This is a genomic window from Streptomyces sp. NBC_01445, from assembly GCF_035918235.1.
Classification (GTDB): domain Bacteria; phylum Actinomycetota; class Actinomycetes; order Streptomycetales; family Streptomycetaceae; genus Streptomyces.
The window spans coordinates 4,919,430-4,936,085 of record NZ_CP109485.1 but is presented as its reverse complement, the minus strand read 5'-3'; the positions used below and the strand labels follow the sequence as shown (position 1 = coordinate 4,936,085).

Annotated in this window: 18 protein-coding genes; 11 read left to right on the top strand and 7 right to left on the bottom strand. The window is 69.2% G+C overall.

What is annotated here, in order from left to right:
* Positions 1-81 precede the first annotated feature (81 nt).
* From OG574_RS22515 to OG574_RS22495, 5 genes are all read left to right on the top strand, one after another.
* The gene (locus OG574_RS22515; protein WP_326774679.1) at positions 82-717 is read left to right on the top strand and encodes a hypothetical protein; all 636 of its coding nucleotides are present in this window, start codon (positions 82-84) and stop codon (positions 715-717) included.
* 13 nt (positions 718-730) lie between these two features.
* Complete coding sequence (locus OG574_RS22510; RefSeq protein WP_100597734.1) at positions 731-913, top strand: hypothetical protein; 183 nt, start codon at positions 731-733, stop codon at positions 911-913.
* Between the two features lie 96 nt (positions 914-1,009).
* Complete coding sequence (locus tag OG574_RS22505) at positions 1,010-1,510, top strand: BlaI/MecI/CopY family transcriptional regulator (RefSeq protein WP_326774678.1); 501 nt, start codon at positions 1,010-1,012, stop codon at positions 1,508-1,510.
* 9 nt (positions 1,511-1,519) lie between these two features.
* Complete coding sequence (locus OG574_RS22500) at positions 1,520-2,062, top strand: amino-acid N-acetyltransferase (RefSeq protein WP_326711808.1); 543 nt, start codon at positions 1,520-1,522, stop codon at positions 2,060-2,062.
* Positions 2,063-2,301: 239 nt separating this feature from the next.
* Positions 2,302-2,640: a histone-like nucleoid-structuring protein Lsr2 gene (locus OG574_RS22495; RefSeq protein WP_326774677.1), complete on the top strand. Its 339-nt coding sequence runs from the start codon at positions 2,302-2,304 to the stop codon at positions 2,638-2,640.
* Here OG574_RS22495 and OG574_RS22490 read toward each other — a convergent pair.
* Entirely contained in the window at positions 2,619-3,194 is a 576-nt protein-coding gene (locus OG574_RS22490) for an SCO3374 family protein (RefSeq protein WP_326774676.1), read from the bottom strand. The two genes, OG574_RS22495 and OG574_RS22490, sit on opposite strands and share 22 nt — an antisense overlap.
* Before the next feature lie 432 nt (positions 3,195-3,626).
* Here OG574_RS22490 and OG574_RS22485 point away from each other — a divergent pair, with 432 nt between their 5' ends.
* From OG574_RS22485 to OG574_RS22475, 3 genes are all read left to right on the top strand, one after another.
* A complete protein-coding gene (locus OG574_RS22485; RefSeq protein WP_326774675.1) occupies positions 3,627-6,155 on the top strand; it encodes an ATP-dependent Clp protease ATP-binding subunit in 2,529 nt (842 codons plus the stop codon).
* A gap of 225 nt (positions 6,156-6,380) precedes the next feature.
* A complete protein-coding gene (locus tag OG574_RS22480) occupies positions 6,381-6,689 on the top strand; it encodes a hypothetical protein (protein WP_326774674.1) in 309 nt (102 codons plus the stop codon).
* A 1,054-nt stretch (positions 6,690-7,743) separates the two neighbouring features.
* A complete protein-coding gene (locus tag OG574_RS22475; protein ID WP_326774673.1) occupies positions 7,744-8,421 on the top strand; it encodes a M23 family metallopeptidase in 678 nt (225 codons plus the stop codon).
* A 68-nt stretch (positions 8,422-8,489) separates the two neighbouring features.
* Here the strand turns inward: OG574_RS22475 and OG574_RS22470 are convergent, their stop codons facing one another.
* Complete coding sequence (locus tag OG574_RS22470) at positions 8,490-9,062, bottom strand: TetR/AcrR family transcriptional regulator (RefSeq protein ID WP_100597741.1); 573 nt, start codon at positions 9,060-9,062, stop codon at positions 8,490-8,492.
* Positions 9,063-9,213: 151 nt separating this feature from the next.
* Here OG574_RS22470 and OG574_RS22465 point away from each other — a divergent pair, with 151 nt between their 5' ends.
* From OG574_RS22465 to OG574_RS22455, 3 genes are all read left to right on the top strand, one after another.
* Entirely contained in the window at positions 9,214-10,923 is a 1,710-nt protein-coding gene (locus tag OG574_RS22465) for an MDR family MFS transporter (RefSeq protein ID WP_398378620.1), read from the top strand.
* Between the two features lie 174 nt (positions 10,924-11,097).
* Entirely contained in the window at positions 11,098-11,535 is a 438-nt protein-coding gene (locus tag OG574_RS22460) for a helix-turn-helix transcriptional regulator (protein WP_442816931.1), read from the top strand.
* Positions 11,536-11,587: 52 nt separating this feature from the next.
* The gene (locus tag OG574_RS22455; RefSeq protein ID WP_326774672.1) at positions 11,588-12,034 is read left to right on the top strand and encodes a VOC family protein; all 447 of its coding nucleotides are present in this window, start codon (positions 11,588-11,590) and stop codon (positions 12,032-12,034) included.
* Between the two features lie 21 nt (positions 12,035-12,055).
* On the opposite strand, the gene cseC is transcribed toward OG574_RS22455, so the two are convergent.
* The 5 genes from cseC to OG574_RS22430 all read right to left on the bottom strand — a co-directional run bounded on the left by cseC (position 12,056) and on the right by OG574_RS22430 (position 16,603).
* Positions 12,056-13,435, bottom strand: coding sequence for a two-component system sensor histidine kinase CseC (gene cseC, locus OG574_RS22450; protein WP_326774671.1), 1,380 nt, complete (start codon positions 13,433-13,435; stop codon positions 12,056-12,058).
* 98 nt (positions 13,436-13,533) lie between these two features.
* Positions 13,534-14,250: a two-component system response regulator CseB gene (gene cseB, locus OG574_RS22445; protein ID WP_326774670.1), complete on the bottom strand. Its 717-nt coding sequence runs from the start codon at positions 14,248-14,250 to the stop codon at positions 13,534-13,536.
* Positions 14,251-14,332: 82 nt separating this feature from the next.
* The gene (locus tag OG574_RS22440) at positions 14,333-14,989 is read right to left on the bottom strand and encodes a hypothetical protein (RefSeq protein WP_326774669.1); all 657 of its coding nucleotides are present in this window, start codon (positions 14,987-14,989) and stop codon (positions 14,333-14,335) included.
* Positions 14,977-15,525, bottom strand: coding sequence for a SigE family RNA polymerase sigma factor (locus tag OG574_RS22435; RefSeq protein ID WP_100597746.1), 549 nt, complete (start codon positions 15,523-15,525; stop codon positions 14,977-14,979). Before OG574_RS22435 ends, OG574_RS22440 begins: the two co-directional genes overlap by 13 nt.
* Positions 15,526-15,706: 181 nt before the next feature.
* Positions 15,707-16,603 carry an A/G-specific adenine glycosylase gene (locus OG574_RS22430; protein ID WP_326774668.1) on the bottom strand — a complete coding sequence of 299 codons (897 nt, stop codon included), beginning with the start codon at positions 16,601-16,603 and terminating at the stop codon, positions 15,707-15,709.
* Between the last annotated feature and the right edge of the window lie 53 nt (positions 16,604-16,656).

Sequence of the window (16,656 nt, the reverse complement as noted above, 5' to 3'; positions counted from 1 at the left end):
GGTCGACTGACCGCACCCGGAGCCACGCCGTAAATTGGCGGTTAAACGGATTTTGTCCGTTGTGCTGCGTATCGTCGGCCCATGCCCACGCCCTACGGAAACCGCGGCGGCATGGCGTTCGGCGCTGAAGAGCTGCGTGTGCTCCGACGCGCCCTTGCCCTTGCCCTTCACCCGAGTCCTGTCTCCGCCGAGGACATCCAGGACTGCCTCCGGCTCGCCGAGTCGGTCGACGAGGCAGCCGACGAAGGCGCCCGTATCCGCGCCTTCCTGCTGGCCGACCTCGCCCGCTACCGGGCCGCCCTGCCCGGCACCGCCACCGGCTACCTGGAGCTGCTCGACGAGTCGCTCGCGGCGGGCTACCAGCCCGGCGCCGACGACCTCGCCTCCCTGCGCGCCCTGCGCGGCAACCCCTCCGCCGCCACCCTCCTCGAACGCTGCCGCACGCTCACCGAGCGCGACGTGCGGGCCAGGCTCGAGGGCCGGGCGTCCGTGCGCGGGGAAGTGCGCGTCCTGCAGCCCCGCGTACCGGCCTCCCGCACCCGGCTGCTCGCCCTGCCCGGGGGTCTCGCCGCCGCCGGGAAGCCGGCATCCGACCCCAGGCCCCCGGCGAACCCCCCGGCCCCGCCGCGCCCCATGCCCACCCCGGCCGAGGTCTTCCCGCCCAAGCGCCGCCCCGCGCCCCCCGCGGCCCCGCCGCAGGAGCTCGCTGTCGGATAGCTACTCTGGGGGCATGGACTACGTCTCCGCGCTCGTGCCCCCCGTAGTGATGGCCGTCTTCTTCGTCGGTCTCATCGTGACGATCGTGAAGTCCCAGGGCGGCGACAGGAAGGCCAAGGAAGACGCGGCCGTCGACGCGGCGATCGCCCGCGCCGAGGCGGCGCGCCAGGCCGGCCCGCAGCCGAGCGACATCTGAGAAGGGCGCCCCACCGGGCGCCCTTTTTGCCGTTATTAGGCGCCGTTTGCCACGTCCGGCGCCCTATTCCCGACTTCTGCCACTAGTGTGCTGCTCGTGCCACGCCCATTGGGAGAACTCGAAGACGCAGTGATGACACGGGTGTGGGAGTGGAACCGCCCCGTGACGGTTCGCGAAGTCCTGGAAGACCTCCAGCAGGACCGTTCCATCGCCTACACCACGGTCATGACCGTTTTGGACAATCTCCACCAGAAGGGCTGGGTGCGCCGCGAAGCGGAAGGCCGGGCCTATCGATATGAGGCCGTCTCCACTCGCGCCGCCTACTCTGCCGCGCTGATGAACGACGCATGGTCCCAGAGTGACAACCCAGCGGCGGCTCTCGTCGCCTTCTTCGGCATGATGTCGCCGGAACAACGCCAAGCACTGAGCGATGCGGTGCGCATGGTGCAGGGGCCCCAGGCGCAGACCCTCACGACTCAAGAGCCCGAAGCATCTGAAGACTCCGAAGGGCCTGAAGCATCTGAAGGGCCAGAGGGGCCTCAAGGACCCGAAGGCACTGAAGGACCCGAGGAACCGGACCCGGACGCCGGGCGATAGCGTCCGCTCATGCCAGCACAGCTCCCCGAAGTCACCGCAAAAGCAGTCACCGTGCGCAGGGCGAGGACGGCCGATGTGCCGTCCGTGCGCCGACTCCTCGACGCGTACAGCCGCGAGGGGATCCTGCTCGACAAAGCCACCGTGACGCTTTACGAGGACATCCAGGAGTTCTGGGTCGCGGAACGTGACGACAACGCGGAGGTCGTCGGCTGCGGCGCCCTGCACGTCATGTGGGAAGACCTCGCGGAAGTCCGCACCCTCGCCGTGAATCCGGTGGTCAGGGGCGCGGGCGTAGGTCATCAGCTGCTCCAGAAGTTGCTTCAGACCGCGCGCTGGATCGGTGTTCGCCGGGTTTTCTGTCTCACCTTCGAAGTGGAGTTCTTCGCGAACCACGGCTTCGTGGAGATCGGAGAGGCACCCGTCGATACCATCGACACCGATGTCTACAGCGAGCTCTTGCGTTCCTATGACGAGGGTGTCGCGGAGTTCCTCGGTCTCGAACGAGTGAAACCGAACACCTTGGGCAACAGCCGGATGCTTCTGCATCTGTGATCGCCCCCCTCGGTATTACTCAGCAGCTGCCTGCCCAGGTGCCCTATGTCCGAAACGCGCATCTTTCCGGGCTTCTCGCGGCGCTTGATCTCTCCTGGATCTCTCCCAGGGGTTTGTGTTTTTCCAGCAAAAGCGGTTTGCTTTCCGACGTACTGCGTACTGCATATAACAAGGGGACGGCGAATCAACGACTGAGGTCGTGGAGTCCGGCCCTACAGATATCGATGAAAGGAAATCCGGTGGCACAGAAGGTTCAGGTCCTTCTTGTCGACGACCTCGACGGTGGCGAGGCGGACGAGACCGTGACGTTCGCGTTGGACGGCAAGACTTACGAGATCGACCTCACCACCGCCAACGCGGACAAGCTCCGCGGACTTCTTGAGCCGTACCTCAAGGGTGGTCGTCGCACCGGAGGCCGTTCCGCCGGCGGACGCGGCAAGGCGCGCGCCGCGGTGGCCGCCGGCGGCCAGGACACGGCGCAGATCCGTGCCTGGGCCAAGGAGAACGGTTACGAGGTCAACGACCGCGGCCGTGTCCCCGCGTCCATCCGTGAGGCCTACGAGAAGGCCAACGGCTGAGCGCAGGCACGTCGCAGCCGGATCCGGTGGCACTGAGTCGCCGCCGTTTCCACCAGCCGTACGAGACCGGGGGCGCCCCCACCGCCCCCTACGGCCGAAAGCGCCGTCAGGGCCGGAAGTGTCGGCTCGACGTCGCATCCGGGCTCGGGGGGCCGCACCCAGACCGCGGCCTCCTGCGGGTCCGGCACTCCCGGGGGCGCGGGCGCGTCGATCCGCCCGCCCACACCGGACACGGTGAGATCGAGGGGCAGTGCCCCCCACTCCAGCCAGTCGAGCAGCCCCGGCAGCTCCTCCGCGCTGCCCGCGGCCACCAGCAGGCGCATCGTCTCCCCTTGCAGGGCCACCGGACACCCGGGGTCCAGCCGCCGCAGCACGGCACGTCCCGCCTCTGCGGGCAACTCCAGTACGTCGAAGCGCAGCCCCGTCAGCAGCTGAAGGCCCTCGGGGCCCGGCGCGGTGGCCCAGCCGAGCGCGTTCTCGTACCACTCCCGCACCGGGTCGCCCCCGTCGAGCGACCGACGGGGCAGGGGCACGGTGGGCACGATGGAGACCATGTCCGGAGCAACCGTCGGGAACCCTCGCGAGTTACGCAGCGTTGTCGGATGAGTGCACAGAGTTTCTCAAATGGGGGCGCGCGGAGGCGTTCGGCGGCGCAAGGGTGTTCGCCCGTAGCGGAGGGAACCGGGGCGCGCCGCATGGACTGTCACTGCTAGCGGGTAAGACATCCCTAGTGAGGAGGGGCGACACGTGGGTTCGGGCCGTCTTGCGTTCGCCATCGGCGTACTGATGGTGGGGGTAACTGCCTGGCCTGCGGGAACATCGTCTCGCACCATCGGTGTTGGAGCAGTTGTCGGCGTTCGGGTCAGGAGGCCATCGACGGGTGTCGGCAGTTGGAATGAGCGGTCCCCGCTTGCGGGACTAAGCTGCGGAAGGACAGGGAGGGGAGCGTCCCCTTACTGCCTGACCGCTCTGAGGAGCGATTAACGATGTTCGAGAGGTTCACCGACCGCGCGCGGCGGGTTGTCGTCCTGGCTCAGGAAGAAGCCCGGATGCTCAACCACAACTACATCGGCACCGAGCACATCCTCCTGGGCCTGATCCACGAGGGTGAGGGTGTCGCCGCTAAGGCCCTGGAGAGCCTCGGGATTTCGCTCGAGGCGGTCCGCCAGCAGGTGGAGGAGATCATCGGCCAGGGCCAGCAGGCCCCGTCCGGACACATCCCCTTCACCCCCCGTGCCAAGAAGGTCCTGGAGCTGTCGCTCCGCGAGGCCCTTCAGCTGGGCCACAACTACATCGGCACGGAGCACATCCTGCTCGGCCTGATCCGCGAGGGCGAGGGCGTCGCCGCCCAGGTCCTGGTCAAGCTGGGCGCCGATCTCAACCGGGTGCGGCAGCAGGTCATCCAGCTGCTCTCCGGCTACCAGGGCAAGGAGACCGCCGGCGCCAGTGGCGGTCCTGCCGAGGGCACCCCCTCCACGTCCCTGGTCCTCGACCAGTTCGGCCGGAACCTCACGCAGGCCGCCCGCGAATCCAAGCTCGACCCGGTCATCGGGCGCGAGAAGGAGATCGAGCGGGTCATGCAGGTGCTGTCCCGCCGCACGAAGAACAACCCGGTCCTCATCGGCGAGCCCGGCGTCGGCAAGACCGCCGTCGTCGAGGGCCTCGCGCAGGCCATCGTCAAGGGCGAGGTGCCCGAGACCCTCAAGGACAAGCACCTCTACACCCTCGACCTGGGCGCGCTGGTCGCCGGTTCCCGCTACCGCGGTGACTTCGAGGAGCGCCTGAAGAAGGTCCTCAAGGAGATCCGCACCCGCGGCGACATCATCCTGTTCATCGACGAGCTGCACACGCTGGTCGGTGCGGGTGCCGCCGAGGGCGCCATCGACGCCGCTTCGATCCTGAAGCCGATGCTGGCCCGCGGTGAACTGCAGACCATCGGTGCGACCACGCTCGACGAGTACCGCAAGCACCTGGAGAAGGACGCCGCTCTCGAGCGCCGCTTCCAGCCCATCCAGGTCGCGGAGCCGTCGCTGCCGCACACGATCGAGATCCTCAAGGGTCTGCGCGACCGCTACGAGGCACACCACCGCGTCTCCATCACGGACGAGGCCCTCGTCCAGGCGGCGACGCTGGCCGACCGGTACATCTCTGACCGCTTCCTGCCGGACAAGGCGATCGACCTGATCGACGAGGCCGGTTCCCGGATGCGCATCCGCCGGATGACCGCGCCGCCGGACCTCCGCGAGTTCGACGAGAAGATCGCGGGCGTGCGCCGCGACAAGGAGTCGGCCATCGACTCCCAGGACTTCGAGAAGGCAGCTTCGCTCCGCGACAAGGAGAAGCAGCTGCTCGCCGGGAAGGCCAAGCGCGAGAAGGAGTGGAAGGCCGGCGACATGGACGTCGTCGCCGAGGTCGACGGCGATCTGATCGCCGAGGTCCTCGCGACCGCGACCGGCATTCCCGTCTTCAAGCTGACCGAGGAGGAGTCCTCGCGTCTGCTGCGCATGGAGGACGAGCTCCACAAGCGCGTCATCGGCCAGAAGGACGCCGTCAAGGCGCTCTCGAAGGCGATCCGCCGTACGCGTGCCGGTCTGAAGGACCCGAAGCGCCCCGGTGGCTCGTTCATCTTCGCCGGCCCGTCCGGTGTCGGTAAGACCGAGCTGTCCAAGGCGCTCGCCGAGTTCCTCTTCGGTGACGAGGACGCGCTGATCTCCCTCGACATGTCGGAGTTCAGCGAGAAGCACACGGTCTCGCGTCTCTTCGGTTCGCCCCCCGGTTACGTGGGCTACGAAGAGGGCGGCCAGCTGACGGAGAAGGTGCGGCGCAAGCCGTTCTCGGTGGTTCTCTTCGACGAGGTCGAGAAGGCCCACCCGGACATCTTCAACTCGCTCCTCCAGATCCTGGAGGACGGTCGCCTGACCGACTCCCAGGGCCGGGTCGTGGACTTCAAGAACACGGTCATCATCATGACGACCAACCTCGGCACGCGGGACATCTCGAAGGGCTTCAACCTGGGCTTCGCGGCCACGGGTGACACGAAGTCCAACTACGAGCGGATGAAGAACAAGGTCTCGGACGAGCTCAAGCAGCACTTCCGCCCCGAGTTCCTCAACCGTGTGGACGACGTCGTCGTCTTCCCGCAGCTGACCCAGGACGACATCCTCCAGATCGTCGACCTGATGATCGGCAAGGTCGACGAGCGCCTCAAGGACCGGGACATGGGCATCGAGCTCAGCCAGTCCGCGAAGGAGCTCCTGGCCAAGAAGGGTTACGACCCCGTGCTCGGCGCGCGTCCGCTGCGTCGCACGATCCAGCGCGAGGTCGAGGACTCGCTCTCCGAGAAGATCCTCTTCGGCGAGCTGCGTCCGGGCCACATCGTGGTCGTCGACACGGAGGGCGAGGGTGACGCCAAGACGTTCACCTTCCGCGGCGAGGAGAAGGCCACGCTGCCGGACGTCCCGCCGATCGAGCAGGCGGCCGGCGGAGCCGGGCCGAATCTGAACAAGGAGGCGTAACCCTTCGGGGATGCGCTGAGACAAGGGGCTCCCCCAGGACTTTGGTCCTGGGGGAGCCCCTTTGTCGTGCGCCCACGGGTCAGCCACCCCATCGGTGGGCGGTGACGTCGGCCTGAGGGAAGTGGTCGGCGTACACCTCGTGGGCGGCCGGTGCCGCGTCCTCGGAGGAGATGAGGCGCACCTCGTGCGCGTACGTAGGACCGTCGTCCGCTCGCGAGTGCGGGTGTGGGCCACCGCCATGCGCACGACGTCCTCCCGCTGGGTGTCGCCGGCGTGGCCGAGCAGGACGTCGAGGTGGCCCTCCTCGACCGTGTAGCGCGCGCCGAGGTGGTCGAGGAACGTCCGGTGCGCGAAGGCGACCACCTGCGGGGCGGGGCTGCGCAGGACGCCGCTGCGCAGCAGGAGGTGGCGCAGGATCGTGGGGGCGTCGCCCCGACGCGCGGCGTCGGGGGCCGAGGGGGCAGGGCGCGTTCGAGCAGCGTGAGCGCGATGGCCTCGACCCTCTCGGTGCGGCCCGCGCGCACGCGTGCGTAGGCGAGGCGCTGGAGGAGTTCGGTCTGGTCCTCGGTGTCGGGTTCGAGGCCGTCGAGGCCGCCCATGCCGCGCTGGCGGGCGCGGCCGGTGAGGATCATCTGGAGTGCGGCGTCATACAGGGCCTTGCGGCGCGGCGGCAGATATTCGCGGCGCGCGGTGGAGGGCACAGGGCGTCGGCGGTGAGGCCAGGCGCGGTGGCCGACTCGCGCACCGTGCGGGCCGGCTGCCGGTGGCCGACTCGCGCAGAGTGTGGGCCAGCTGCCAGTGGCCGCGGCGGACCGCCTGGAGGTCGTCCGTGTCCAGGTCGCCGAGGGCGAGGAGCCTGCGGGCGAGGCCGACGTGACCGCCTCCTGCTCGTCCGCGGGGAACGGGGGCTCGCCCGGGGATTGCACGGCCTTCCGCACCAGACGGGCGGCCAGTGCCTGACCTCCTTCTCCCAGAGGGTCCGCTTCTCGCCGCGGAAGGTGACGAGGCCCTAGAGGCGTACGGGCTTGTCCACCAGGCCCGAGCCGGGCCGTCGCGGGTGAGGAGCTGCTTCGCCAGAGGCGAGAGCACGCTCCACGCCAGGCGCGTGCCGAGGACTGCGGGATCCATCTGAGCTTCTCCCGAAGGCCGTGAAACCAGGCGCTTCAGCGTAGCCCGCGTCACATTCGCGGGTCTCTGGATCTTGCCTCCCGGTGACATGCCGCACAGGCGTTTTGTCCGGTACTAGCCGCAATAGTGGATGCGTTGCGAGGGCGGGGGGTTGCTGCGGCATCGATGGGTTATACCGAAATGTCCGTTTCTTGGATCGGTGGGGTGCGCGACCGATGGGGCCCGGGACGCAAGGGCGCGAAGTGCCCCTAAACCTGGAATCAGGGCATAAAACCGACAGATCGTAGGGGGTCTTCGGCGGCCGTCAAGAGGTTGAAGTCCCGACCTTTTGGTACGGCTTTGGGTAGTAGATGGGGCCTTTGAGTCGAGATGGGGTCCCGGGTTACCAATGAACAGCCAGCCCGGCACGTCACCAACGAGTGCCGGTCTGTCCCTGTCATCAACGCGGAGGTAATCCCGAATGTCGAAGCGCACCATGACTCTTTCTTCCGGCTCGTCCCTGCTCCGTACTCGGGCGGCCGTCGTGACCGTCGCCCTGGGAGCCACGGCGCTGCTGGGGGCCGGGGCCGCGGTTGCCGCCGAAAGCACTCAGGGAAGCGTCGCGCTGCCCGGCGTCGCCGCGGCTTCCGTTCACGCGCAGGCCAAGGCCCAGGCCAAGGCCGCCGACCAGGTGAAGCAGAACGCCGCGACGGTCAAGAAGACCGCCGCGAAGAAGGCTGCCAGCTGGATGGACCCGGTCAAGAGCTACAAGCTGTCCGCGGGCTTCGGCCTCGGCGGCAACATGTGGTCGCACAAGCACTCCGGCCAGGACTTCGCCGTGCCGATCGGCACGAACGTCATGGCCGCCCACGGCGGCACCGTCGTCAAGGCCGGCCCCAACGGCGGCGGCGACGGCCCGGCGTACGGCAACGCCATCGTGATCAAGCACGGCAACGGCACGTACTCGCAGTACGCGCACCTGTCCCGCATCGACGTGCACATAGGCCAGACGGTCTCCACCGGTCAGCACATCGCGCTCTCCGGAAACACCGGTAACTCCAGCGGCCCGCACCTGCACTTCGAGATCCGCACGACCCCGAACTACGGTTCCGCGGTCAACCCGGTCAACTTCCTGCGCTCGGTCGGCGTCAGCGTCTGACCTGCACAAGCAAGCTCAGCTGCGTAAATGAGCTCACCTGCACGAAGAGCACAACTGCATGACAGAACTCAGGCGCCCCGCTGCGCCTGGGTGATGAGATCGGTGGCGACCTCGAGGATGGCCTTGCGCTTTTCCTCGGGGTCGCCTTCGACGTCCTTGAGGACGAACAGGCCCGCGTGCATCGAGAAGATCGCGCTGAAGCAGCGGACCCGCTCGGTCAGGGTGGCGTCCTCCGGCAGGAGCTGGTCGAGGAGCGCCTTCATGCGGTCCTTGAAGAGCTCGCCGATGCTCAGCTCGCGCATGGTCGCCTGGTTCTCCTGCATGAAGCGGAACAGCGGTCCCGCCCCGTGCAGCGCCAGGCTGTAGCGCTCCATGAGCTCCTGCTTGGTCTCCAGGGTGTTGGGCTGCTCCCGGCCCCACTCGATCAGCTCGTCGATGGGACGCGTCAGGTCCTCGAAGAGGCTGACGACGATGTCTTCCTTGGTCTTGAAGTGGTAGTAGAGCGCTGCCTTGGTGACGTCGAGGTGCTCGGCGATCTCGCGCAGCGAGGTCTTCTCGTAGCCCTGTTCGGCGAACAGTTCCAGCGCCACGTCCTGGATGCGCTGCCGCGTGTTCCCGCGGCGCTGCTTGCTGCTGCCCATCTGTGGCTGCTCCTTCGTGCTGGTGGCGGGCCTTGGGAGAAAACTTACTTGACGCCCGGCTAGTTAGCGCTCTATCTTCCCTCAGTGTAGTCAACTTGCCGGGCGGCAAGTAAGTGTCGGCAGGTAAGTAAGTAACTGGGGAGTGGGGATCATGGCGGAGACCGGAACAGTGGCGGCGGTGGACACCGGCGGGGGCGGCAAGGCGGCCACCAAGGAGCGGCAGCCGCGCAGCGTGCGCGTCGTCCTGATGGCATTGATGATCGCGATGCTGCTCGCGATGCTCGACAACATGATCGTCGGCACCGCGATGCCCACGATCGTCGGCGACCTGGGCGGCCTCGAACACCTCTCGTGGGTCGTGACCGCGTACACGCTCGCGACCGCCGCCTCGACCCCCATCTGGGGCAAGGTCGGCGACATGTACGGCAGGAAGGGCGCCTTCCTGACCTCGATCGTGATCTTCCTGATCGGCTCCGGGCTCAGCGGCATGGCCCAGGACATGAACCAGCTCATCGCGTTCCGCGCGATCCAGGGTCTCGGCGCCGGTGGCCTGATGGTCGGCGTCATGGCCATCATCGGTGACCTGATTCCGCCGCGGGAGCGCGGCAAGTACCAGGGCATGATGGCCGGCGTCATGGCGCTCGCCATGATCGGCGGACCGCTCGTCGGCGGCGCCATCACCGACAACTGGGGCTGGCGCTGGTCCTTCTACATAAACCTGCCGCTCGGCCTTGTCGCCCTCGCCATGGTCACCGCGGTCCTGCACCTGCCGAAGAAGCGGTCGAAGGGGAAGATCGACTACCTCGGCGCCGCGCTGCTCACCGTCGGCATCACCTCGATCGTGCTCGTGACGACCTGGGGCGGCTCGCAGTACGCCTGGGGCTCCGCCGTGATCATGGAGCTCGCCGCGATCGGTGTCGCCGCGCTCGTCGGCTTCCTCTTCGTCCAGACGAAGGCGGCCGAGCCGATCATGCCGCTGCACATCTTCCGCAGCCGCAACTTCACGGTGATGTCCCTCATCGGCTTCATCACCGGCTTCGTGATGTTCGGCGCCGTCCTCTTCCTGCCGCTCTACCAGCAGACGGTGCAGGGAGCGAACGCGACCAACTCCGGTCTGCTGCTCCTGCCGATGCTGCTCTCGATGATGGTCGTCTCGCTGGTCGCGGGCCGCGTCACCACCAACACCGGCAAGTACAAGGTGTTCCCGCTGGTCGGCAGCGTCCTGATGGTGGCCGGACTCTTCCTGCTCGCGCAGATGGACACGGAGACGACGCGCCTCACCTCCGGCCTGTACATGGCCGTGCTCGGCGCGGGCATGGGCTGCCTGATGCAGATCACGATGCTGGTCGCGCAGAACAGCGTCGAGATGAAGGACATGGGCGTCGCCTCGTCCTCCACGACCCTGTTCCGTACGCTCGGCTCCTCCTTCGGCGTCGCGATCATGGGCGCGCTCTTCAACAACCGCGTCCAGGACGTGATGGCCGAGCGGGCCGGGGCGACGGGCGGCAAGGTCGCGGAGCATTCCACGCAGCTGACGGCCGAGGGTCTGGCCAAGCTTCCGGACGTGGTGCGTGACGCCTACCTGCACGCGGTGTCGGCCGGTACGCACTCGGCGTTCCTGCTCGGTTCGGTCATCGCGGTTCTGGCGCTGATCGCGGCGGTCTTCGTGAAGGAGGTGCCGCTGCGGGGCGCGGGCCCCGCCAAGGAGGCGCCGAGCTCTCCCGAGGCCGCGGGTCCGGCGGACGCGCAGCCGGTCGACATGGCCAAGGCCGGTACGGCCACGGCCGACGCGAAGCCGGTCGAGGGGGGCGCGGCCGGGGACGCCGCGGCGGACGGCAGGACGGTCTCCGAGACCGTCTGAGCGGGTCGTCCCGATCCTCCTCGGCTTGATGAAGGCCCCCGGTGCGCTGATGTGCACCGGGGGCCTTCGCCGTGCCGGGGGCTGTGGCCTGCTGGAGCGGGGCCGTTGTCAGTGGGGCGTGCCAGCATCGATGGCGTGGAGAAATTGCGGCAGCTGCGGCTCGCCAAGGACGCGATGGACCGCGACTGGGCCGAGGCGGACCTCGACCTGGACGCGGTGGCGGCGCATGCCGGCTATTCGCGCTACCACTTCGTGCGGTGCTTCAAGGAGGCGTACGGGGAGACGCCCGGGCAGTATCTGACGCGCCGACGGATCGAGCGGGCGGAGGAGATGCTGAGAACGGCGGACCTGTCGGTCACGGAGATCTGCGGCCTGGTGGGGTTCAGCAGCCTCGGCACGTTCTCGTCCCGGTTCAAGAGACAGACGGGCCTGACGCCGAGCGGGTACCGGGCGAAGCATGTGGGGCGCGGGGCGGCGCTCATCCCCGGGTGTTACGCGATGTTGTGGGCCGGCGGCTTCCCCGGCAGGGGGCCTTCCGGCGGTACGGGTCCGGGGGCCGGCGAGGAGCGCAATTCTGGAGAAGCGGGGGCGGGGGGTGACTGCCTACGGTGACAGGGCACGGCCGGACTCCCCGGCGCGTGGCCCGAGCAACGCGGAGCGCATCATGATCAAGGGACTCGCCATTTCCACCGTCTGGGTTCTCGACCAGGACCGGGCCAAGGAGTTCTACACCGAGAAGCTGGGGCTCGAGGTGCGTACGGACATGACCATGGGCGAGGGCGGCATGCGCTGGCTGACCGTGGGCGCCAAGGACCAGCCGGACGTCGAGCTGACGCTGATGGTGCCCGGGGTGCCCGCGATGGACCCCGAGTCGGCCGAGGCCGTGAAGAAGCTGGTCTCCAAGGGCATCCTCGGGGCCGGCGTCCTGGTCACGGACGACATCCACGGGGACTACGCGAAGCTCAAGGAGCGCGGGGTCCAGTTCCTCCAGGAGCCGCAGGAGCGCCCGTACGGGACCGAGGCGATCTTCCGCGACGACTCCGGCAACTGGTTCTCGTTCACGCAGCGGAACGAAGGGCTCGACCTCGACAAGGAGTGGGCCACCAGCTAGGGCTCTCGTTCGGAGCCGCCCTCAGTCCGGCAGCCGCAGCATCGGGAAGCTTCCCGTGTTTGTCGGCGCGTGTTCCGGCAGCCACAGCACGGCGACCGCGCCCTCGGCCGGAGTCCCCGACGGAGCGCCCGGCGGGCGCACGTTGCGGAACGTGAGGCGGGCGCCGAGCACGCGCGCCTGGCCCGCCGCGATCGTCAGGCCGAGGCCGTGCCCGTGGCCCGCGCGGTCCGCCGCGCCTGTACGAAAGCGGCTCGGCCCCTCGTCGAGCAGCTCCTCCGGGAACCCGGGTCCGTGATCGCGCACGCGCACCACCCGGCCCTCGACGCTGACCTCGACGGGCGGCTTGCCGTGCTTCGCGGCGTTGGCGAGGAGATTGAAGAGGATGCGTTCGAGGCGGCGCGGGTCGGTGGTGACCTCCGACTCGTGCACCACGCTCACCCGTACGTCCGCGTGGCGCGCGCCGATCCGCCGCGTCACGAACTCGCCCAGCAGCAGGTCCTGGAGCTCGGCCCGCTCGGCCGCGCTGTCCAGACGCGCGACTTCGAGCACGTCCTCGACGAGCGTGCGCATCGCCTGGGCCCGGTCCTTGACCAGCTCGCTCGGGCGTCCGGGCGGCAGCAGCTCGGCCGCGGTGAGCAGCCCGGTCACCGGCGTACGCAGCTCGTGCGCGATGTCCGCGGTGACCCGGCGCTCGGCCTCAAGACGCTGCTTCAGGGCGTCGGCCATCGCGTCGACGGCCTGTGCGAGATCGTCGGTCTCGTCGCGTACGACGCCGCCGATGGCGTCCCCGACCCGTACGTCGGTCCGCCCCTGCGCGACCTCCCGGGCCGCGAGCGCCGCCTTGCGCAGGCGCCGTGACACCTGTCCGCCGATCAGCACTCCGAGGGCGCAGCCGCCGAAGACCACCGAGATCGAGCCGATGATCAGGGCCTGGTCGAGGTCCTTCATGACGGTGGCGCTGCGGTCGGTGAAGCGGGTGTGCACGGACAGCAGGCGCCCGTCGCCCAGCGGGACCGCGGCCCAGATGTCGGGTACGCCGCCGGCCTGTTCGGAGACGAAGGTGGCGCGCCGGCCGGCCATCGCCCTCTTCCGCAGGTCAGGGGGTATGCCCGGGTCGTCGACCTTGAAGCCGACGGGGAGGCCGCGCCCGGTGGCCTCGTACTGGCGCGCCACGAACTGGATGCGTTCGTCCTGCACGTCGCGCGCGTTGTCCAGCATCGAGACGCGCGCCGCGTTGTGCACGACCAGACTCAGGGCGAGGGCGACGAGCGCTCCCACCAGGGCGATGGCGACGCTGATCTTCCAGCGCACCCCGGTGTGCAGCGCCGGGCGCAGCCGTCTCAGCGGCAGCCGCAGCGGCTGCCCGAGCCGGGCGCGCACGGTCGCGGCGGCCCCCCTCATATCCCGATCCCGTTCCTCGTCGGACAGTGGATGACCCGGCCGGCCCACGGACCGACCGAGTCAACGGTTCTCCCAACACCCCGCCCCGGCACGGCCCGTCAGGCCTTGAGCTTGTAGCCGAAGCCGCGGACCGTCTCGATCCGGTCCTGGCCGATCTTCGTGCGCAGCCGCTGCACATGGACGTCGACGACGCGGGTGTCCCCGCCCCAGCCGTAGTCCCACACGCGCTCCAGGAGCTTGTCGCGGGAGAGGACCGTGCCGGGCGCGGACGAGAACTCCAGGAGCAGCCGCATCTCCGTCGGTGTCAGCGAGACCGTGGCCCCGTCCTTGCGGACCTCCATGCCCTCGGTGTCGATCTCCAGATCGCCGAACTGCAGGACACCGCCGTTCCCGGCGGAGGCGTCGGGGACGGCCGGCGCCGCGCCGGACGCCGACCCGCTCGCATGCCCGAAGCGCCGCAGGACGGCCCGGATCCGCGCCACGAGGACGGCCCCGTCGAACGGCTTGGTCACGTAGTCGTCCGCGCCCGCCTCCAGGCCGAGCACCACGTCGATCGAGTCGGCCCGTGCCGACAGCATGATCACGGGGACGGTGGACTCGTCACGGATGCGGCGGCACAGGCTCACGCCGTCCAGGCCCGGCACCATCACGTCGAGCAGCGCGATGTCGGGCCGGTCGGCGCGGAACGCCTCGAGGCCCGCGAGGCCGTCGGGCATGGCCGTGACCACGAAGCCGTCCCGCTCCAGGGCGAGCTGGGTGGCCTCGCGGATGACGTCGTCGTCCTCGACGAAGAGGACGTGGGTGTGCTCTGCCATCCGAATCCGCTGCTCCTGTTACGTCGTCCGAATTGTGAGGGTGTCCATCATCCGCATGGTCGGGGCTGCCCGGCCCGGCCGCTCAGTTGTCGGAAGGCTCGGGCGTGTCCCCGTTCACCGCGTTGCTGTAGTCGTTGTGCGTCCTGTCCTGCTCGACGAACCGGCCGGTGGTCCAGCGGTACGTCAGGACGTCCTCACCCGAGGGATACGCCACCGAGTCGCCCTTCTCGTACACCTGCTTGGTGACGACGAGGTCGCCCCGGTCTATCTCCGCGTACACCGGAGGCTCCTCGGCCATGAAGACGTTCTCGTACCTGCCGCCGGTGTCGCGGTACACGTAGCTGCCGATGCTGACGGCGTCTCCGCAGGTCATGACGTTGACCACGACGTCGTTCGACGTGTTCCCCGTCAGCTTCCCGTAGGACACGTCGACCGGGTACTCGTCCCCCACACAGGGCTTGAGGTCGCGCTTGACCTCCGTGCTCACCGACGGGTCGTCCTTGACGAGCCGGACCGCGTTCACCTGCTTGGGCGCGGGGGAGGCCGGGGAGGACGACACGGCCTTCGGGGCGGCCGAGGCCCCCGGGTCGGAGCGGGCGGGCCCCTCGTCGCGGGCTCCGGTGCCGCCGGCCGAGCAGGCCGTGAGGGCGCCGAGGAAAAGGCCGATGGCGGCGAGCGCGGCCACCGCCGTACCCCCCGCCTTCAGGACCTGAGCGGCACGTATGCCTAGGCCGCGCAACGCTCCGTCTCCTCCCGTTCGAGCGCGCCGTGGCCGGACTCGTGGCGGTCCCGGCTCTCCAGCTCCTCGCGGAGCCGGGCCAGCGCCCGGTGCAGCGTGCTCTTCACGGTTCCGGCCGACATGCCGAGTGCGGCGGCCGTCTCCTCTGTGGACATCTGCTCCCAGTGTCGCAGCACCACGACACTGCGCTGCTTGGGAGCCAGCACCTTCATGATGTCCATGAGGAGCGCGCGGTCGGCGTGCTGCTCGGTCGAGTCGTCGATGCTCGCGTCGGGCAGCTGCTCGGTGGGCACCTCTTCGAGCTTGCGGGCGCGCCACCACTCCGTACGCGTATTGATCATGACGCGGCGCAGATAGGCGTCGGCGAGACGCTTGTCGGCTATGCCGTCCCAGCGGCCGAACGTCCGCACCAGCGCGGTCTGCAGCAGGTCCTGGGCGTCGACGGGGTCCGGCACCAGGCGCCGGGCGCTGCGCAGCAGGGCGTCCTGCCGAGTGCGGACGTACTCCTCGAACTCGAGCACCTCGCCGTGCGCCATGCCAACCGCCTCCCGTTCGCGAACCGTTCGCGCTTTCCCTGTCCGTCACCTGTAGGTGATCGGTACAGGGGAGAAGCTACGGAGGCGTTGTCACGGGGTTGTCCGCTTCAGCATGCGGCGGGCGCACGGCTGTCCGTCGGTTGTGTAACAGACGTAAGACGTGGGTAAACCCGTAGGCCCGTCAGCTCAGAGGCAGCCGGTACAAGCCGTCCGGCATCGGCTCCACGAGCCCGTCCGCCACGAGCCCGTCGAGGGCGCGCGCCCGCTGCACCGGCTCGTCCCACACGCGGTCCAACACCGCCTGGGGAACGGGCGAGACGGCCTCCCGCAGCACGGCGAGCAGCTTCCCGCGCACCTGCCGGTCCGTGCCCGCGTACGTCTGCCCGCGCCGGGGCGGACCGACGTGGTCGGGCTTGCCGGCGAGCCGCCAGGCGCACTGGGCGGCGATGGGACAGCGGTGGCAACTCTCGTTCTTCGCCGTGCAGATGAGGGCGCCGAGCTCCATGGAGGCCGCGGCCCAGCGCGAGGCCGTCGACTCCTGCTCGGGCAACAGGGAGCGGGCGAGCTTGCGTTCGGCCGCGGTCGTGGCGTTCGGCGGGTACTGCACACCGCTCACGGCGCGCGCGAACACACGCCGCACGTTCGTGTCGAGGACGGCGTGCCGCTGCCCGTACGCGAAGGAAGCCACGGCGGCGGCCGTGTACTCACCGATGCCGGGCAGCGCGAGGAGCTGGGCGTGAGCGGCGGGTACGTCGCCGTTGTGCCGCTCCGTTATGGCGACGGCCGCGCCGTGCAGCCGCAGGGCGCGGCGGGGATAGCCGAGTCTGCCCCAGGCGCGCACGGCCTCGCCGGGCGCCTCCTTGGCCAGATCGGCGGGGCGCGGCCACCGCGCGAGCCACTGCTCGTACACGGGAAGGACGCGGCTCACCGGCGTCTGCTGGAGCATGAACTCGCTGACCATCACACCCCAGGGACCCGCGTCGGGGTGGCGCCACGGCAGGTCGCGGGCATTCTCCGCGAACCAGTCGATGACGGGGGCGTGCAGGGATTCGGTGCTGGTGTTCGTGGGCGCAGTCATGGCAGGACGATCCTGCCACGGGGAGCGGGGACGGCGCGGACACCCTGCGACGC